We start from the raw sequence: 15497 nt of genomic DNA, 5'->3' as shown, positions 1-15497 counted from the left end.
CGGCCCGCTCCGCCGCCCGCCACGCCCGCGCCGCCGCGGACGCGGCCGATGCGGCCGCCGCCCACGCGGGCGAGGCCGCGAACGCCGCCGCCGAGGCGAAGAAGCACGCCGACGCGGCCAAGGTCGCGGCCGAAGCCGCCGACGCGGCCGTGGTGACGGCCAAGAAGGTCCGTGACATCGCCCGCGAGACCGAGGCCGCCGACCTGGCCACCCGGACCGAGGCCGCCATCGAGCAGGCCAAGTCCCGCAAGGCGCTGATCGACGGTTACGTCTCCAAGTCCGCCTCCCAGCAGCTCGAGGGCATGAACCTGGAGGCCACCGCATCCGCCCTGGCCTCCGAGGCGGCCAAGCCGGACGTGGACGTCAAGGCCACCGCGGCCAAGGGCCGCACCCTGGCCCTGAAGGCGCTCAAGCTGCGCGGCCCCTGGAGCCAGGAGACCGCGCTCGACGCGCTGGGAGGCACGGACGAGGGCGTCCTGACCTACCTGCGCACCCGCTGGAAGCAGGCCGGCCAGGACGAGATCCGCGAGCGGGTTTTCCAGCTGAGCATCCAGAGCCCGTACCCGTCCGTGCGTACCGGCGCCGCCACCGCGCTGGGCGGCACGCCCGAGCAGGTGAACGGCTTCTACACGACCGGCCAGTTCACGGCCGGCGCCGATGACCTCGCGGTCGAGGTCTCGAAGTACAACAACACCGGCGGCCCGGGGGTCAAGGACGCCTCCAAGGCGGCCCTCGCCGACGGCAGCGGCAAGGCACTCTCCGCCTTCCTCGCCATCGGCCAGTACTCCGCGCGCAACAGCGACGAGCAGGTCATCGCCTCCAAGCTCGTGAACACCGGCGGACCCGAGGTCAAGGCAGCAGCCAAGATCGCGCTCGCGGGCCCGGCCGACCAGCTGCACGAGTTCGTCAGCGTCGGCCAGTACATGGCGGACCGTAAGGACAAGCTCACCGACCACCACAAGAACCAGGTCGACCGCCTGATCGCCGAGGCCTCCGGCATCGCCGCCAAGGCCAACGAGAACCGCTGGCGCGCAGCCGAGGCCGCCGCCAAGGCCGCCGCGGCCAAGAACGAGGCCGACATCGCAGCGGCCGAGGCGCAGAAGTCCAAGGAAGCCGCCGCCAAGTCCGCCTCCGACGCCAACCAGTCCGCGACCGCCGCCGAGGCCAGCGCGACCGCGGCGAAGAACTCCGCGGCCACCGCCCGCAACGCGGCAGCTGCCGCCAGCCGGGACGCCGACGCCGCCGAGGAGTCCGCCTCCCAGGCCGAGTTCTCCGCGGCCTACGCGCGGGAGTCTGCGGCCCGCGCCAACGAGTCCGCGACCGAAGCCCGTGAATCGGCCATCGCCGCAGGCAAGAGCAAGGACGAGGCCAACGCCTTCGCCTCCCAGGCCTGGACCACGGTCAAGAAGAAGTACGAGGCCGAACAGGCCGAAGCGCGCCGGGTGGCGGAAGAGGAGCGCAAGAAGCAGGTCGAGGCGCAGAAGAAGTCGAAGAAGCCCAAGTGCATCGTCCCGTTCAACCGGGACAGCCTTCCCCCGTGCATGCTGGGTGCCGATCCGGATCAGGTCGTCTTCGCGAGCCCCGATGCCGATCTGGCGAAGCTCGTCCTCAAGGGCGCCTGGGAGCTCTCCGGCGGCGCCGACATCCAGCGCTGCATCGAGGAACCTTCCTGGGGCGGCTGCGCCATGGCCGTCGCCGGCGTCACCCCCTGGGGCAAGGCCCTGAAGGTCCTCAAGTGGGGCGAGAAGGGCGTCGAGGCGGTAGCCGACGCACGCAAGGTCGACAAGTTCCTGACGTGCCCGATCCCGCCCGCGCCGAACAGCTTCCCGGCGGGCACCCGGGTCCTCATGGGCGACGGGACCTACCGTCCCATCGAGCAGGTCGTCGTGGGCGACTCGGTCCTGGCCACCGACCCGGCGTCGAGCGTCACCGGACCGCGGCGCGTCGATGCGATCATCTACACCCCCGACGACCGCGACTTCACCGACGTCACCGTCGCCGCGGCCCAGGGCGGTGGCACGGTCACCTCCACCGACCACCACCCCTTCTGGTCCGACAGCGACAGGACGTGGAAGAACGCGGCCGACCTCAGCGTCAACGAGACCCTGAGGACCGCTGACGGAACCCCCGCACAGATCGCCGGGATCCACCGCTGGAAGTCGCTCCAGCCCGCGTACAACCTCACCGTCAACGACCTCCACACGTACTACGTGGCGGCCGGCAGTACTCCCGTCCTGGTCCACAACAGCAACCCCGAGGACTGCGTCAAGCGAGTCGCCCAGCTCGTCAAGGCGGAGTTCGACAAGGTGGACGAAGTCGCCGACGAGCTGGGTTTCAAGGACAAGCGGAACGCGTTCGGCAAGCTCGCCTGGGGCCGGAAGGACGAGAGCCTCGAGATGATGCAGGGTGAGAGGGGCGTCGAGCAGCTCAAGGCGATGCGGGAGCTGGGCATGACCAGGGAGCACGCCCGTAGGATCCGGGACGCGTACGCCAAGGTCATCGAACTCAAGCCGAAGAACCCCAGCGCGGGGCAGCGAGCCACGCTGGCCCAGTGGTACATGGACAACCTGTAGACCGAGAAGGCTCCCATGAAGTTCAGACTGACGGCGAAGCCGACGGAACCGATCACCGTCGTCTTCGAACCCGTGGCGGAAGAGTTCACGATCGCGGCCGGTGACCACATCATCGTCGAGTGGACAGGCGGTGGCATGGGCGAGATCTCCCTCGAGACCGACTACCTGACCATCGGCAGCCCCATGGGTGGGGACATGCGAGCCTGGGACTCGGAAGGCGTCGAGATCCCGATCTTATTCTGATCCGACCACGAGCACCGGAGGCCCCGGGACCCAGAGTCCCGGGGCCTCTTGCTCTGCCGCCGTCATGGACCGGCCCTTCGGGTCAAGGCGAAACGGTCCATCGGGTGTTCGCCCCGACACCCTCGGGCGCACTCCTAAGGTTGCCGAGGACGGACGGAGCCGTCAGGGCCGCCGGCCAGGGCCACCGGCGACGGCTGCGGCCGCAGCTGCCCTGCGGATGATCTCGGTACGTTGCGCCGTGCGCAGGGAGCCGGGGCAGGCATGGTTGCCCCACGGCGCCCCGCCCATCTCGTGGGTGCCCAGTCCCGGCTGGTCGGGCCGGTCGCTGACGGCGAGCGGCCAGCCGTGTGCCTCGACGCCCCAGGTGTATATCCGCGCGACCGCCTCCAACTGTGCCTCGGTCAGCGGCCGGGCCTTGAAACCGGAGGTCTCGACGGACGACCAGGCGCCGTTGCCCGCACGCTGGCCCCAGGCGCGGTCGTGGACGGAGACGTACTGCTCCGTCAGCCCGTCCTGCCCCACCCAGAAGTGCGCGGAGGCCTTCGCACCGGGAACGCTGAACTGCTCGTGGAGCGATCCCTCTCCCTCCTGGACATGCAGGACCAGACCGCTCTGCCCCTCGCGCTCGCCGAGGTCGAAGTTCACGGCCAGCGGCATGCGCACCGCCCCGGGCATCCATCCCGGTGCCGGCGGCCGGGTGACTGGCGCCGACCCGGTGCCCGGTGTCCCGCCGTCCCTCCCTGACGTCTGTCGGAGGCCGCTCTGCCCGGCACGGCTCATGGGCCCGGTGGCCAGGAACGATCCTGCGGCGAGCGCTGCGAGCAGCCCGCCGCCGGCCGTCAACAGACGCCGGCGCCCGGGCCCGCGGGGTGCTGCGTGCCTCTGGTTCATAGACGACAAGACCAGCTTCCTGAAGGCGTCCCCCTGTGACAGGGCCGAGTCTTCAGAGCGATCTTGATGGGACCACGACGAAGGCATGACCGTTCCGTGACCGTCCGCCCGGCCGGTTACCTTCCCGCGGGCCACCGAACGGCGGCGCGCGGGCCCGTATCGACGGGCTCAGGCGGCCGGGCCGACCGTGATGCGCTGGGACGGGGCCGTGGTGTCGCGCACTGCGTACGTGGCCGAGATGGCGGCCGAGGTGATGGAGGTCGGGCAGAAGAAGCCGTCCTCCAGCTTGATCGGCACTGGCGCCGTCGTCAGCCCCAGCGAGGGGGCCGCGGCTCCGGTCCCGGCGTCCCAGTGGGCCGGGAGGGAGGCGGCGGAGCCGGGGGCGGCCGTCGCGGTGCAGGACAGCAGTCCGCTGGTGCGCAGGACGAAGCCGCCCTCAGGGATGGACAGCCGGCCGGTGGCGCCCGCGGCGGAGTACTGGAGCTGCAACAGCCAAGGGGCGCGGTCCTTGTTGGTCTCCACGGCCACGCGCAGCCGGGCGCTTCGGTGGTGCACTCCTGGAACACGGGGGGCTTGATGCGCACGGTGACCGGCCCGGCGGGGTTGGTCCGGGCGGCGTCGTCGAGTACCGCGTTGCCGGGGGAGGAGGAGCGGGCGCAGGTGACGGTGATCGGCCCCGCGTCGAAGGTGACGGGCTGTTCCGCGACGGCGTCGAAGCGGTGCCCGGCGGGGGACAGGGACGTACCCGCCGGGGACGTGGCGGAGGCGGTCGTGGCCGCGAGGGCGAGCGCCCCGGCCAGGGCCGTGCAGGCGACGGAGGCTAACCGGAACTTCCTTGATCGGCATCGATGCAGTGGGCGCGCCACCCGAGATCGGCCGCTGGGACTACTGCCTGCTGCCCGCTGGCGCGGCCGAATGTGCGCCCACGGTGTCGGCCCGCTGGAGCCGACGCCGGGGAGGTGAAAACGCTGCACTGGTCGGGTGTGCTGCCTGGTGGCATGGTGGGAGTGACGGTTATGGCCGGGCGCCGCGGGCGCCAGCCCGCGGGCGAGCGGGCGCTGAGCGTGGCGCCGTGTCGGCTTTGGTAGGGCACGGGGAGGTGTCCGGTTATGGCGATCGAGAAGGATGCCGGCCAGCCCAAGACCCGGGGGCAGCGTGTGGCCGACAGCCGGGCCATGGAGGTGGCGTCCAGGGTCGGGCTCTGCGCCCGGGGAGTGATCTACGTTCTGGTCGGGCTCCTCGCCGTTCGGCTCGGGTTCGGCGGCGGTGGCAAGGAGGCTGACCGGTCCGGGGCGGTGCGGACCATCGGCGAGCAGCCCTACGGCCGGGTGTTGCTGTGGGCGCTGGTAGCGGGGCTGGCGGCGATGGCCCTGTGGCGGCTGTCCGAGGCCGCGTTCGGGCAGGCGACGGCGGGCGGTGACAAATGGACCCGGCGGCTGGGCTCTTTGGGACTAGCCATCTTCTACATCGTGGTTTGTATCGGTGTGGTGCAGACCGCGCTGGTCGGCGGGTCTGCCGGCACCCGCGCCAGTGACCAGACGTCGAAGGACTACACCGCGCGAGTGCTGGAATGGCCCTTTGGACGGGTACTCGTCGGCGTGTTCGGCGCCGTGCTGGCCATCGTGGGCGTGGTGATCGTGGTACGCAGCCTGATGCGGAAGTTCGAGAAGAATCTCCGCACGGACCGGATGAGCCAGACGACGCGGCGTATCGTCGCGGCGCTGGGCATCATCGGCGGCGTGGCGTGCGGCGTGGTCGCGGTGGCGACCGGCCTGTTCGTTCTCCTGGCCGCGGTCCGCTTCGACGCCAGCCAGGCAAAGGGCCTGGACGAGACACTGCGTTCGTTCGCTGACACGCCCGCCGGGCCCGTGCTGCTGATCGCCGCGGCGGTGGGCCTCCTACTGTTCGGCCTTTACTCGTTCTGCGAAGCGCGCTGGCGCAAAGCCCCTGAACACGACGCCCCGGCAGAGCAGCCGGTCAACCGCGATGCCGGTTGACCGCCCTGCCCGCGGCCGCTCTCACAGCAGCTGGTTCAGCCGGCCCCGACGGGCAGCGGACCGACCCGGGTCTCCAGCCACGCAGGCAGGTCCAGGAGGCGGACGCCTTCTTGTTCGTCGGGGTCGGTGCGGGCGACCAGGCAGACCATGTCCTGGTCGCCGGTGTTCACGGGCATGTGGGGGGTGTCGGCGGGGATGTGGATGTAGTCGCCCGCCCTCAGCGTCACATGCTCGGCCAAGTCCTCGCCGTGCCAGACCTCGACCTGGCCGGACTGGATGAAGATGGCCGACTCGTGCCCCTCGTGTAGGTGAGGGCGGCCGCGGGTCCCGGCCGGCATCACCAGGCGGTGGAGACACAGCCGCTGTGCTCCTGCCGACTGGGCGCTGATACCCGCGCCGAACGTGCCACCCTGCACGCCCTCGTACCGTCCGGTCCGGACCACCGTGCACTGCTTTTGATCTGCCATACGCGCAGTACACCAGGCCGCTCACGGCGTTCGATCAGTTCCCGCCAGAGGGTTCAGGCGCGAGATCGCGGCTTCGGAAGTCTGCATGCCGGTCGTATCCGTGCCGCTGTCTGGTTCGTTGATCAGGGGGATGCGGAGGCGCGCAGGGCGCACGGCCGACAGGGATTTCAGAGGCAGGCGTGATGGCTTTGACGGGTACTCCGGCCGACGGCTGCGCGGGGCGCAGTGTGATGGTCACAGGGGCGACAGGCGGGATCGGTGCCGCCACGGCCTTGCGGTTGGCGGGCTTGGGCTGGGATGTGATCGGCACGGCGCGCAATCAGGACAAGGCGGACGCCCTGCTCGCGGCTGCGGCGGGGCGGGGGCTGGGCTTGCGCACGGTGGTGCTGGATGTGGCGGATGCGGTCTCCTGCCAGGAGGCGATGGCCCGGGTGGAGGAGATGACGGGCGGCGGCGTGTGGGCGGTGGTGAACAACGCCGGTGTGCCACAGGCCGGCTCGGTGGAGGATGTCAGTGATGAGCAGGCGCGTCATCTGCTGGAAGTGAATCTTCTGGGAGCCATGCGGATCTGCCGGCTCGCACTGCCGGGGATGCGCCGGCGGGGCGGGGGCCGGATCGTGAACGTGTCCTCAGGGCTCGGGCGGGTGCCGTGGCCCATGGGAGGCTGGTACAGCGCGAGCAAGCACGCCCTGAGCGCGATCACGCACTGCCTGCGGGTGGAGACGGCGCACGCCGGGGTGCGGGTGTCGTTGGTGGAGCCCGGCGCGTTCGCGACCGCCATGCTGGACAGGGCGGTCGCCGACCTCGACAACACCGATCCCGCCGACGGCAGGCCGGGGTACGGCCGGTCGCGGACCCTGTTCACCGCCGTGAACCAACGCGTCCCCGGACCCGCGCCGGTCGCCAAGGTCATCGCCACCGCGCTGGGCGCGCGGCACCCCAGGGCCCGCTACACCGTCGGTCTCGACGCCCGCTTCCTCATCCCGCTCCACACGATGACACCGCTGTGGCTCTCCGACCGCATCAAGCACACCGTCACCGGCCTGCCCCGCACCGCACCAAGCGCCCCCACCCAAACGGTAGAGGTCGCGGCATGAACACCTACAGCCGGATCAGCCAGGTCGCAGTCCACCTGCCCCACGGGCGCCAGACCTCGACGGCTATCGAGGACCGGCTGCGCGAACACAGCCCCGCACTGCGCATTCCCGCCGGACTACTGCGCCGGATGTACGGCCTCCAGGAGCGCATCGTCGCCGACGACGGGGTCCTCCCCTCCGACCTCGCCTCCCACGCCGCCCGGACGGCGCTGACTCAGGCAGGGCTGGAGCCCGTTGATGTCGACCTCCTGCTGTTCGCCTCCGTCAGCGCCGACGTCCAAGAACCCGCCAACGCCCACATCGTGGCCGCCAAGACGGGCCTGTCCTGCCCGGTCTTCGACGTCTCCAACGCCTGCAACAGCGTTCTGAACGCCCTCGAAGTCGCCGATTCCCTCATCCGCTGCGGCCGCTACCGGCGCGTCCTGATCGCCTGCGGTGAGACGTTGAGCCGGCTCAGCCGCTGGACGATGACCAGCCGCGACGAGATGCGCACCGCGCTCGCCTCCATGACCGGAGGCGACATGGGCGCAGCCCTCATCGTCGAAGCCAGTACCGCACCCGGGATCATCGCCAGCACGTTCATGGCCAACTCCGCGGGCTGGCCCGCCGCCACCCTGTACAACCCCTACCAGGCCCCCGGCCTGCCCCACGCACTGGACATCGACTCCGAGAAGCTCATGGCTTCCTTCCTCGGTCTGGACACCCGTGCCCGGCAGTGGCTCAAGGAGCACGACATCGATCCCGGCAAACTCAGCCTGGTCTGCGTCCACCAGCCGTCCGTCCCGTTCGTACGCACCTTGTCCGAACGCCTCGGCCTTCGACCCGACACGGTCCTGGCCACCTTCCCCCGCACAGGCAACGTGGCCGCTGCCACCCTGCCCCTGCAACTCGCCCTCGCCGGCGAACAAGGCCGCCTGCACCCCGGCATGAAGATCGCACTGCTCGGTATGGCCAGCGGTGCCAGTGGCGGCGTGATGCTGATCGACTGGACAACCCCAGGGCCCAGGTAGCCGGGCAAGCAGCCGGCTCACGCGGCCGGACATCCTGCCAACCGCTCCGCACCCCAACAGACGATCACCGGACCGGCCGTGGCTCTGGGGGATGCGATGCTGACGACGCAGAACGCCAGGCGCTCCTGGGCACCGCGGAGGACTGCCCGGATACCACCGTCGTCTACGAGCTCACGACGTAGCCGCACGCGGGCCACGCCCGCGCAGGGCGTGAACCCAGCGCGGGCCGGACCTCCCGTTTGGCCGGGATCAGCGTCGGCACCGCAACGCGCTACCGTGCCGTCATCGCCGCCCGCGTCCTCACCGCCCGCCGCACCAGCCGCTCTCTGTACGACGCGACCGCGCGCTGGCCGTCGTCCGAGCAGCTGCTCCTCTTCGCTCAGGAACACCCGGCCGCGGTGAAGGCCGGTCCGGCGGTCGACCTCACGGCCCTGCGCACCGATCTGGAGGCGCTGGGGGATGACCGTCGACTACGTCGGCCGCGCCGGGCAGCGGCTCGCCGCCCCTGCGTTAAGGACGCGGACTCCGTGCCATGCGAGGCGCTGGCGACGACCGGACCGCCGTCGGCGTCACGCACCCAGGTGCGGAGCGTCTCGGGGTTGACGTTCAGATCGGTCGCGACGTCCTTGAACGTCCGCCTGCCGGCCGAAGCCAACCACAACGCGATCGCGTCGGACCGAAACTCCGCACTGTACTTCGAGGGCCTTGCCCCGTGGATCTACACCTTCCAGGATCAACAAGATCCATTGTCAGGCGTGTCCACACCACGGGGATCACCTCAAGGCTCAGGGACCCCCGGCCGGCGACCCAGATGGCCTGCAGGGCTTCGGTGATCCACGAGTGCCTGGTGGCGGAGTACGGGTTCGCCATCAACTACCAGCGCGTCAAGATCTGGGGTGAGGGGCTCGGCGAGCTCGGCTGTTCAGCCGCATCGGTTGAATGTGTCCGGGTCGGGGCCGATCCGGCCGCCGTTGTCGAGGGCGGCGATCGCGCGCATCTGCTCGTGACCGAGCCGGAAGTCGAAGACGTCGATGTTCTCCAGGATTCGGGAACGGGTCATGGACCGGGGGGTCACGACATGACCGAGTTGGAGGTGCCAGCGGATGACGACCTGGGCGGGTGTCTTTCCATGCTTCCCGGCGATACGCACCAGCGCGGGCTCATCGAGGAGCGCGCCGCCCTGGGCCAAGGGGCTCCACGCGCCGGTGGCGATGGACCGCCGGGCGCCCAACTCCCTCATGCGGCATTGCTGGAAGTAGGGGTGAAGCTCGATCTGGTTGAGGACAGGCACGATGTCGGTCCGGTCCAGCAAACGGTCCAGGGTCGCAGCGGTGAAGTTGGAGACGCCGATCGCCCGGGCGCGTCCGTCGCGGCAGAGCCGTTCCAGTGCCCGGTACGACTCGACGTACAGCTGCTGTTCGGGCACGGGCCAGTGGATCAGGTAGAGATCGACGTAGTCCGTGCCCAGTCGCTGGAGGCATGCGTCGAAAGCCCGCAGCGCGGCGTCGTACCCCTGGTCGGCGTTCCAGAGTTTGGTGGTGAGGAAGACATCTCGCCGGGGGATCCCGGCATCGCGGATCGCGCGGCCGACGCCGGCCTCGTTGTTGTACACCTGGGCGGTGTCGATGTGCCGGTAGCCGGCTGCCAGGGCGTGCGAGACAGCTGCGTACGCCTGTGCGTCCGTTAGCGGCCAGACGCCGAGGCCGAGCTGCGGAATGGGGACTCCGTTGTTGAGGGTCAGGCTCCGCATACGCGAACCTCCAGGTGCGGGGCGCCTCGATCTGCCGAGGGATCGGGCAGCCGTCGAGGGGCGCGAGGATGCGCCCGGGCTTCGGCCGGGGACGCTGGGCCAGGCCCTGCGGACCGGAGGCGGAGAACGCACGTCTCGTCAGGGGCCGGGTGGCGCCGGGGGTGGTGCGGATGGGCCGGAGGCGAGGAAGCCAATCGCCTCCACGGGACACAGGGCCGCCGCGTCCCCGGCGGACTCGTCCGGCACCGGAGCGCCAGGCCGTGCGCGCGAGCGGTTGCCCTCGCCGGACTCGAAGTGCCGCGGCGCGGTGGCGAGGCAGATGCCTGAGCCGATGCAGAGGGCCGGGTCGACGAAGACTCGTGAAGGCGCCTCCGGGACCTCCCCGTCAGCCGTGCGGGGCTTGCCGTCACGAGGCACGCCCGGCTCACCAGGTCACGGGCAGGCTGCGGGGGGCCCTGGTCTTGAGACCGGTCTTCCATTCGGGCGGCGCGGCGGCACGCAGTCCCGGGAACCGGCGCACGAGACCGGAGACTGCTTCCTGGAGCTGGACGCGCGCGATCTGGGCTCCGACGCAGTGATGGACACCGTGTCCGAACCCCAGGTGCGGATTGTGGTCGCGGGCCAGGTCGAGGATGTCCGGGGTGTCGAAGACCCTCTCGTCGTGATTGGCCGACGAGTTGACCGCCATCACGGCCTCGCCCTCGGCGATCCGGATGCCGCTGATCCGGACGTCCTCGGTGGCCACACGGAGGTTGGCCTGGACGTTGGTCTGGGCGTAACGCAGCAGTTCCTCGACGGCCCGGGGGATCATCGCCGGTTCGCGGAGCAACCGTTCGTACTGCGCGCGGTCGTCCAGCAGGAGGTGGACCGAGCCGGCGAGCCGGTCGGCGGTGGTGCCGTAGCCTCCGGCGAGCAGGACGAGGGCGAAGGAGACCAGCTCGTCCTGGCTGAGCCGGTCGCCCTCGTCCCGTGCGGCGATCAGCGTGCTCAGAACATCGTCACCCGGTCGTCGGCGCTTAGCCGCGACGAGGCCGGTCAGGTATCCGGTCATCTCCGCGACGGCCGCCGTGACCTCCGCGTCGGGGGTGGCGGTGAGGTTGCGTAGGGCGTCGCACCAGGCGTCGAGCCGATCGCCGTCCGCTCGCGGAACGCCGAGCAGGTCGCAGATCACGGCCAGCGGGAGCGGCCGGGCGAGCAGCGGAACGAGGTCGGCCGGCCGGTCGTGTGCGGCGAGCCGGTCGAGTAGCCCGTCCACGAGCCGGGCCACGTCACACCGCATGGTCTCGGCACGCCGGGCGGTGAAGGCCGGCGCGACCAGCTTGCGCAGGCGGCTGTGTTCCGGCGGGTCCGCCGCCAGGATCGAGTCCGGCAGGGTCGTGACGCGCGCCATGCGGGGACCCGCGCCCCGGGTGGCGCGCGTGCGGCTGAAGCGCGGATCGGCCAGCACAGTGCGCACGTCTTCGTAGCGGGTGACCAGCCACGCCGGGTCGCCGCTGGGCAGGACGATCCGGGCACACGGCGCGTCACGCCGCAGGGCAGCCAGCTCCGGGAGAGGACCCAGCCCGTCGTGGTGGGGGAAGGGAAAGGCGGCGCTGGGGGCCGGGTCACCGGCATCCGTGTCTGTCACGACTGCTCCGGGAGGTTTCTCGGGGGTGCGGACGTCGGGCGTCGGCGACCGTGAGGGGCGGGAGGGGGATGCTCTCAGCGGCGTTCGTAGATGGAGACGTGATATGTGCTGTCGCGGGTGAACGGCCCGCCGGCCCAGGAGCCCAGGCGGGTACGGAGCCGCAGCCCCGCCCGCTCCGCCATCAGGTCCAGCTCTCCCGGTGACGCATAGTGGAAGCGGACCCGCAGGTGGCGGGTGCGGTCGGCCTCGTGAACGAGATAATGGGACTGGTACGTCGCGGTGGACGGGTCGATCCTGCGGTGGCAGAGGATCAGATGTTCGTCGGTCTCGGAAACGACCTCGGGCACCCCCGATGCGGCGGCGACGGCCAAGGCTTCGGGTACGTGCGCGTCGAAAACGAAGGCGCCCGCCGGTTCGAGATGGTCCGCCACGGCGGTCAGGCAGCGCTGAAGGTCCTCGTGGGACGCGAGCTCGAACAGCGTGCCCCCCACGACAAGGATGAGGGAGAACGTTCCCTCGACGGGCACCTCGGCGAAGTCGCCCAGGGTCACTTCGACGTCGTTCCCGCCGGGTTTCGCACGGAGCCGGGCCGCCATCGCCGCCGATGCCTCGACGCCCTGGACGTCGAAGCCGCGTCGGGCCAACGGCAACGCGACTCTGCCCGTGCCCACGCCGAGTTCGAGCACCCGGCCCTCACCGGCGAGCTTCGCGAGGGTGTCCACGGTTGCCGCGGTGACGCCGGGCTTGGCGAACCACCGGTCGTAGTCGGCCGCGTGGTCGTCGGCGTATCGGCCCGTCGGGACGGTTGTCCGGTCGGGGCTGTCTTTCTCGCGGCCCGGTGTCCCGGCGGGCTCGCCGGCCGGGACAGCTGGCGTGTCGTGATGGATGGTCATGCCGGGGCTCCTCGGGCTGCGGTTGGTCAGGTCGCCGTACCGAGAGGAGGACGACACGGACATGTCTGTCGGGCTGACGGTGCGCGTCGCAGGGTCAGCCGAAAGGGTGTGGGCCCGGCCTGGCCGGAAGGCCACGTTCGCCGTCCGGGCCGGTCGGCAAGGCACGGGCCCCGGGAGCCACGACCCGCACGACGGTCGACCGCAGGGAGATCGCCGGTCCACAGGTGGTGTCCACGACAACGAGGTCCCCGCTGGTGTGCTCGGACAGAGCGGACGTTCCGGACCGGCCAGGTGCCACGGCTGCCGGTTCCCGGCGGACACGGCTCTGCGGGGCGTGGGATGTCCACAGCCGCAGGCTGTCCTGCCGGTGAAAGGTCCACAGCGCGTGTTTGACGGCGGAGTCCGGTGGATCCTCGCCCCGCCAGCGCGCCCACGTCTCCTTCGCCACTGGTGTGTTCATGCTCCAGCGCACCATGAGCGCCTCGTAGGCGGCCTTTTCGATCAGCGGGCCGATGTCACCCGTGTCCGGGCCGCAGCGTGCTCCGAACGTCTGCCGCGTTCCGTCAGCGGCGTGCAGAGCCATGGCGACACAGCGCGCTCCGGCGGGAGCCGGCAGGTCGAGCGCGGTCGCCGTCGCCCCGGTGCCGTCCAGCAGTTCGGCCAGGGGATCAGGCAGCCGGGCCGCCACCACATGCGGGCCCGGAAGGAGGCCGTACCAGCTTCTGCGGACGAGGTCGCGTTCCAGTACCTCCCATGCGGCGTGCTGCGTCGCCGCCTCCGGATCGGGATGGGCGGCCAGGCCGGTGGAGCTGGCGCCCGGCCCCGGATCGCAGCCGGTGGGAGCCCGGTGATGGAGGAAGACCGCCCCGGCGGGCACGTGCACGTCGGCTCCGGAGTGCATGTAGCGTCCGAGCACCCAGAGCCGGCGGGCCCCCCGCGCGTCGTCCGGCGCCACCGCCCCGCCCTCCGGCGCGAGTTCGGCGGGATCCACGGCGGGAATCCCCTTGCGGCGGAGCTCTCCGTGGGTCGCGACCACCGCCGGGTCCGACTCGGCCGCGCGGCCCGCGAGGACGTTGCCCACGCGTTCGAGGAGTTCGCCGCGCGCGCTCGCCGCCACGCGTTCCGTGTCGTGCCCGGCCGCGCTCCCCACGAGGATCGGACGGTCACCGGCGGCGCAGACGGCGTCGAACTGCGGTGATCGCGCCGCCACTCGGGCGAAGACGATCCGCGGCCAGGAGGCGTACGGGGCGAAGACCTGTGGCGTCCAGGAGGGCGTAGCCATCAGACGCGCACCTGTGCCGCCACCTGCGCGGCGTCCTGCAGAATCGCCGTTCCGTGGTCGGTGAGCGTGTCACGATGCCGCGTCATGGTGCTGACCGCCTCGACGGCGGAGCGGGCGAGCCGGTCGTGGCGCGCACGCACGGCAACGTCCGCACCGACCTCGCCCGTGTCATGGGCGAGCAGGCGCCGGTACAGCAGGACACTGCGCGCCAGGACCACCATCTGCTGGAACAGTCCGGTGAGCGGCCTGGGGTCGAGCCTGAGGGGGGTGGTGACCATCGGGCCGTTCTCCTCCATGGGCCGCAGGAACGGTCGAGCCGCCACGGATGCGGCGTTGCACCGTGTGTGGGCGCCTTCGTGGACGAGGGCTTCGGCGAGCCGGACGGGTCCGGGCAGCCCGTCGGCGTCCGGTGTGAGGCGGTCGCGCCGGATGAAGACGGCGCCGTGGACGGTGAAGTCGGTGAAGCCGTCGATGGCGGGCCCGTCCAGCAGGGCGATCTGGACGAGTAAGGTGCTCAACTCGGCCGCCGCCCCCGGCCAGGCCGATTCCAGCAGGGCGACCGCGCGGCGGGCGGTCTCCTTCTCGGGCGGGCGCCACCCGATCACCACGGAGCCTTGCGGTGCGCCGGGTGCGGCGCCTTGATCCGGTACGGACTTCAGCGCGCGGGCCACACTGCGCGCCAGATGGGGCCCCGGCACAGCCAGTCCGGTCGGCCAGGGAAGTTCGGGCGGAGGCGCGGCCGACCTGTCCGCCCGGGCGCGGTCGAGCATGCCGGTGAGAGGTGTGAGGTGCTCGGGTGTGGGCGGACCGGTCCGCAGGACATGCTGGGCGACGTGCGCGGCCTCGAGCACCGCAGGATGCGCGGCCTCCTGGGGGGAGACCTCCAGGCCCATCCGTTCCAGGGCTGTGCGGGCCATGAGCGCTAGGACGGATCGCTCCTCGGCGCTCTCGCGCGCGTCGGGTTCCAGTCGCACCGTGCGTGACCTCCGTGCTCGCGGGAGCGGGGGAAGCGGTGAGGGGATGGGCGGCGAACCGTTCGGGTTCGCCGCCCGAGCGGCGCAGCGTCAGCTGGGCAAGTCGATCATCAGCGCCAGTTCGGGAAGCTCTTCTTCGGGAATCTGCTCGATCTCCTCGTTCATGTCGATCTCCCTTCGATAGCCGCCTCCTCCGACATTGACGGGGAGTCACGGTGCAGCCACGGTAGGCACGGGCCGGAAGTGAGCACAAGGTGCGCCCCGTTCCCCACGACGTACGCACCACGGCCCGTATGACTGGCAGGACCACTGCCGGAGCCGCATCGCCGCCAGGTGCGCCGGGCGATCGACGGCGATGCCCGTGCGGTTCCCGGCCTGCGAGTTCCGGTCCGCCGGTCGCGTCGGCCGTGGCCCGGGGAGTCATCTGCCGTCGACCCGGGTGGGCACAGCCGCGCACAGCGTGCCCCGCTGTGTCACCTGCTCCCTCTCGGACACATTTCTGTCTGGAATGCGCTGAGAGTGTCGGCCCTGCCGCCGCCGGACTGGCGCTTCAGGCGTCCGGCGCAGCGTCCGGCACTGCGTCCGGCTCACAATCGGTGCGGGCAGGCGCAGCGCAATCCGGACAGTCGAATGGGCCGAAATGCTGCTCTTGGAAAGCCTGTTACCACCCAGGATGATGCTTCGTCAGCTGCC

General features: G+C 71.1%; 15 protein-coding genes. 5 read left to right on the top strand and 10 right to left on the bottom strand.

From position 1 onward, the window contains the following. Positions 1 to 2573 (top strand): polymorphic toxin-type HINT domain-containing protein (locus tag ACFWB8_RS25265; RefSeq protein ID WP_385231304.1); only part of this gene is annotated, 2573 nt, incomplete at its 5' end. A 15-nt stretch (positions 2574 to 2588) separates the two neighbouring features. Continuing rightward, a complete protein-coding gene (locus ACFWB8_RS25260) occupies positions 2589 to 2816 on the top strand; it encodes a hypothetical protein (RefSeq protein WP_385231301.1) in 228 nt (75 codons plus the stop codon). Positions 2817 to 2978: 162 nt separating this feature from the next. Here ACFWB8_RS25260 and ACFWB8_RS25255 read toward each other — a convergent pair whose 3' ends face one another. Together ACFWB8_RS25255 and ACFWB8_RS25250 are read right to left on the bottom strand one after the other, a co-directional pair. Next, positions 2979 to 3473, bottom strand: a complete 495-nt coding sequence (locus ACFWB8_RS25255; RefSeq protein ID WP_385231319.1) for an N-acetylmuramoyl-L-alanine amidase — start codon at positions 3471 to 3473, stop codon at positions 2979 to 2981. A gap of 402 nt (positions 3474 to 3875) precedes the next feature. Next, positions 3876 to 4262, bottom strand: coding sequence for a hypothetical protein (locus ACFWB8_RS25250; protein ID WP_385231298.1), 387 nt, complete (start codon positions 4260 to 4262; stop codon positions 3876 to 3878). A gap of 554 nt (positions 4263 to 4816) precedes the next feature. Between ACFWB8_RS25250 and ACFWB8_RS25245 the strand changes: the two genes are divergently transcribed. Next, positions 4817 to 5704, top strand: a complete 888-nt coding sequence (locus ACFWB8_RS25245; protein ID WP_385231295.1) for a DUF1206 domain-containing protein — start codon at positions 4817 to 4819, stop codon at positions 5702 to 5704. Between the two features lie 35 nt (positions 5705 to 5739). On the opposite strand, the gene ACFWB8_RS25240 is transcribed toward ACFWB8_RS25245, so the two are convergent. After that, on the bottom strand, positions 5740 to 6171 hold the full coding sequence (locus tag ACFWB8_RS25240) for a cupin domain-containing protein (protein ID WP_385231292.1): 432 nt from the start codon (positions 6169 to 6171) through the stop codon (positions 5740 to 5742). A 182-nt stretch (positions 6172 to 6353) separates the two neighbouring features. Between ACFWB8_RS25240 and ACFWB8_RS25235 the strand changes: the two genes are divergently transcribed. Both ACFWB8_RS25235 and ACFWB8_RS25230 read left to right on the top strand, forming a co-directional pair. Continuing rightward, the gene (locus tag ACFWB8_RS25235; RefSeq protein WP_385231289.1) at positions 6354 to 7268 is read left to right on the top strand and encodes an SDR family NAD(P)-dependent oxidoreductase; all 915 of its coding nucleotides are present in this window, start codon (positions 6354 to 6356) and stop codon (positions 7266 to 7268) included. Next, positions 7265 to 8278, top strand: a complete 1014-nt coding sequence (locus ACFWB8_RS25230; protein WP_385231286.1) for a 3-oxoacyl-ACP synthase III family protein — start codon at positions 7265 to 7267, stop codon at positions 8276 to 8278. Before ACFWB8_RS25235 ends, ACFWB8_RS25230 begins: the two co-directional genes overlap by 4 nt. Positions 8279 to 8657: 379 nt before the next feature. On the opposite strand, the gene ACFWB8_RS25225 is transcribed toward ACFWB8_RS25230, so the two are convergent. The 7 genes from ACFWB8_RS25225 to ACFWB8_RS25195 form a co-directional block, all read right to left on the bottom strand. After that, complete coding sequence (locus ACFWB8_RS25225) at positions 8658 to 8996, bottom strand: transposase (RefSeq protein ID WP_385231316.1); 339 nt, start codon at positions 8994 to 8996, stop codon at positions 8658 to 8660. A gap of 204 nt (positions 8997 to 9200) precedes the next feature. Further along, positions 9201 to 10028 carry an aldo/keto reductase gene (locus tag ACFWB8_RS25220; RefSeq protein WP_385231283.1) on the bottom strand — a complete coding sequence of 276 codons (828 nt, stop codon included), beginning with the start codon at positions 10026 to 10028 and terminating at the stop codon, positions 9201 to 9203. A gap of 138 nt (positions 10029 to 10166) precedes the next feature. Then, a complete protein-coding gene (locus ACFWB8_RS25215; RefSeq protein WP_385231280.1) occupies positions 10167 to 10445 on the bottom strand; it encodes a ferredoxin in 279 nt (92 codons plus the stop codon). Positions 10446 to 10452: 7 nt separating this feature from the next. Then, positions 10453 to 11655, bottom strand: coding sequence for a cytochrome P450 (locus ACFWB8_RS25210; protein ID WP_385231277.1), 1203 nt, complete (start codon positions 11653 to 11655; stop codon positions 10453 to 10455). 74 nt (positions 11656 to 11729) lie between these two features. Further along, positions 11730 to 12548, bottom strand: a complete 819-nt coding sequence (locus ACFWB8_RS25205; protein ID WP_385231274.1) for a class I SAM-dependent DNA methyltransferase — start codon at positions 12546 to 12548, stop codon at positions 11730 to 11732. 94 nt (positions 12549 to 12642) lie between these two features. After that, complete coding sequence (locus ACFWB8_RS25200) at positions 12643 to 13830, bottom strand: YcaO-like family protein (protein WP_385231270.1); 1188 nt, start codon at positions 13828 to 13830, stop codon at positions 12643 to 12645. Next, positions 13830 to 14747 carry an aKG-HExxH-type peptide beta-hydroxylase gene (locus ACFWB8_RS25195; protein ID WP_385231267.1) on the bottom strand — a complete coding sequence of 306 codons (918 nt, stop codon included), beginning with the start codon at positions 14745 to 14747 and terminating at the stop codon, positions 13830 to 13832. Before ACFWB8_RS25195 ends, ACFWB8_RS25200 begins: the two co-directional genes overlap by 1 nt. Positions 14748 to 15497: the final 750 nt, after the last annotated feature.

Origin of the sequence: Streptomyces sp. NPDC060031, from assembly GCF_042736805.1 — a bacterium.
GTDB lineage: Bacteria > Actinomycetota > Actinomycetes > Streptomycetales > Streptomycetaceae > Streptomyces.
This window is presented reverse-complemented; position numbering and strand designations above follow the sequence as displayed.

Bases quoted from the DNA above. Each gene is read 5' to 3' on its own strand.
- ACFWB8_RS25260 (WP_385231301.1), top strand. From the start codon at position 2,589: ATGAAGTTCAGACTGACGGCGAAGCCGACGGAACCGATCACCGTCGTC.
- ACFWB8_RS25255 (WP_385231319.1), bottom strand. From the start codon at position 3,473: ATGCCGCTGGCCGTGAACTTCGACCTCGGCGAGCGCGAGGGGCAGAGC.
- ACFWB8_RS25245 (WP_385231295.1), top strand. From the start codon at position 4,817: ATGGCGATCGAGAAGGATGCCGGCCAGCCCAAGACCCGGGGGCAGCGT.
- ACFWB8_RS25240 (WP_385231292.1), bottom strand. From the start codon at position 6,171: ATGGCAGATCAAAAGCAGTGCACGGTGGTCCGGACCGGACGGTACGAG.
- ACFWB8_RS25235 (WP_385231289.1), top strand. From the start codon at position 6,354: ATGGCTTTGACGGGTACTCCGGCCGACGGCTGCGCGGGGCGCAGTGTG.
- ACFWB8_RS25230 (WP_385231286.1), top strand. From the start codon at position 7,265: ATGAACACCTACAGCCGGATCAGCCAGGTCGCAGTCCACCTGCCCCAC.
- ACFWB8_RS25220 (WP_385231283.1), bottom strand. From the start codon at position 10,028: ATGCGGAGCCTGACCCTCAACAACGGAGTCCCCATTCCGCAGCTCGGC.
- ACFWB8_RS25205 (WP_385231274.1), bottom strand. From the start codon at position 12,548: ATGACCATCCATCACGACACGCCAGCTGTCCCGGCCGGCGAGCCCGCC.
- ACFWB8_RS25200 (WP_385231270.1), bottom strand. From the start codon at position 13,830: ATGGCTACGCCCTCCTGGACGCCACAGGTCTTCGCCCCGTACGCCTCC.
- ACFWB8_RS25195 (WP_385231267.1), bottom strand. From the start codon at position 14,747: ATGGCCCGCACAGCCCTGGAACGGATGGGCCTGGAGGTCTCCCCCCAG.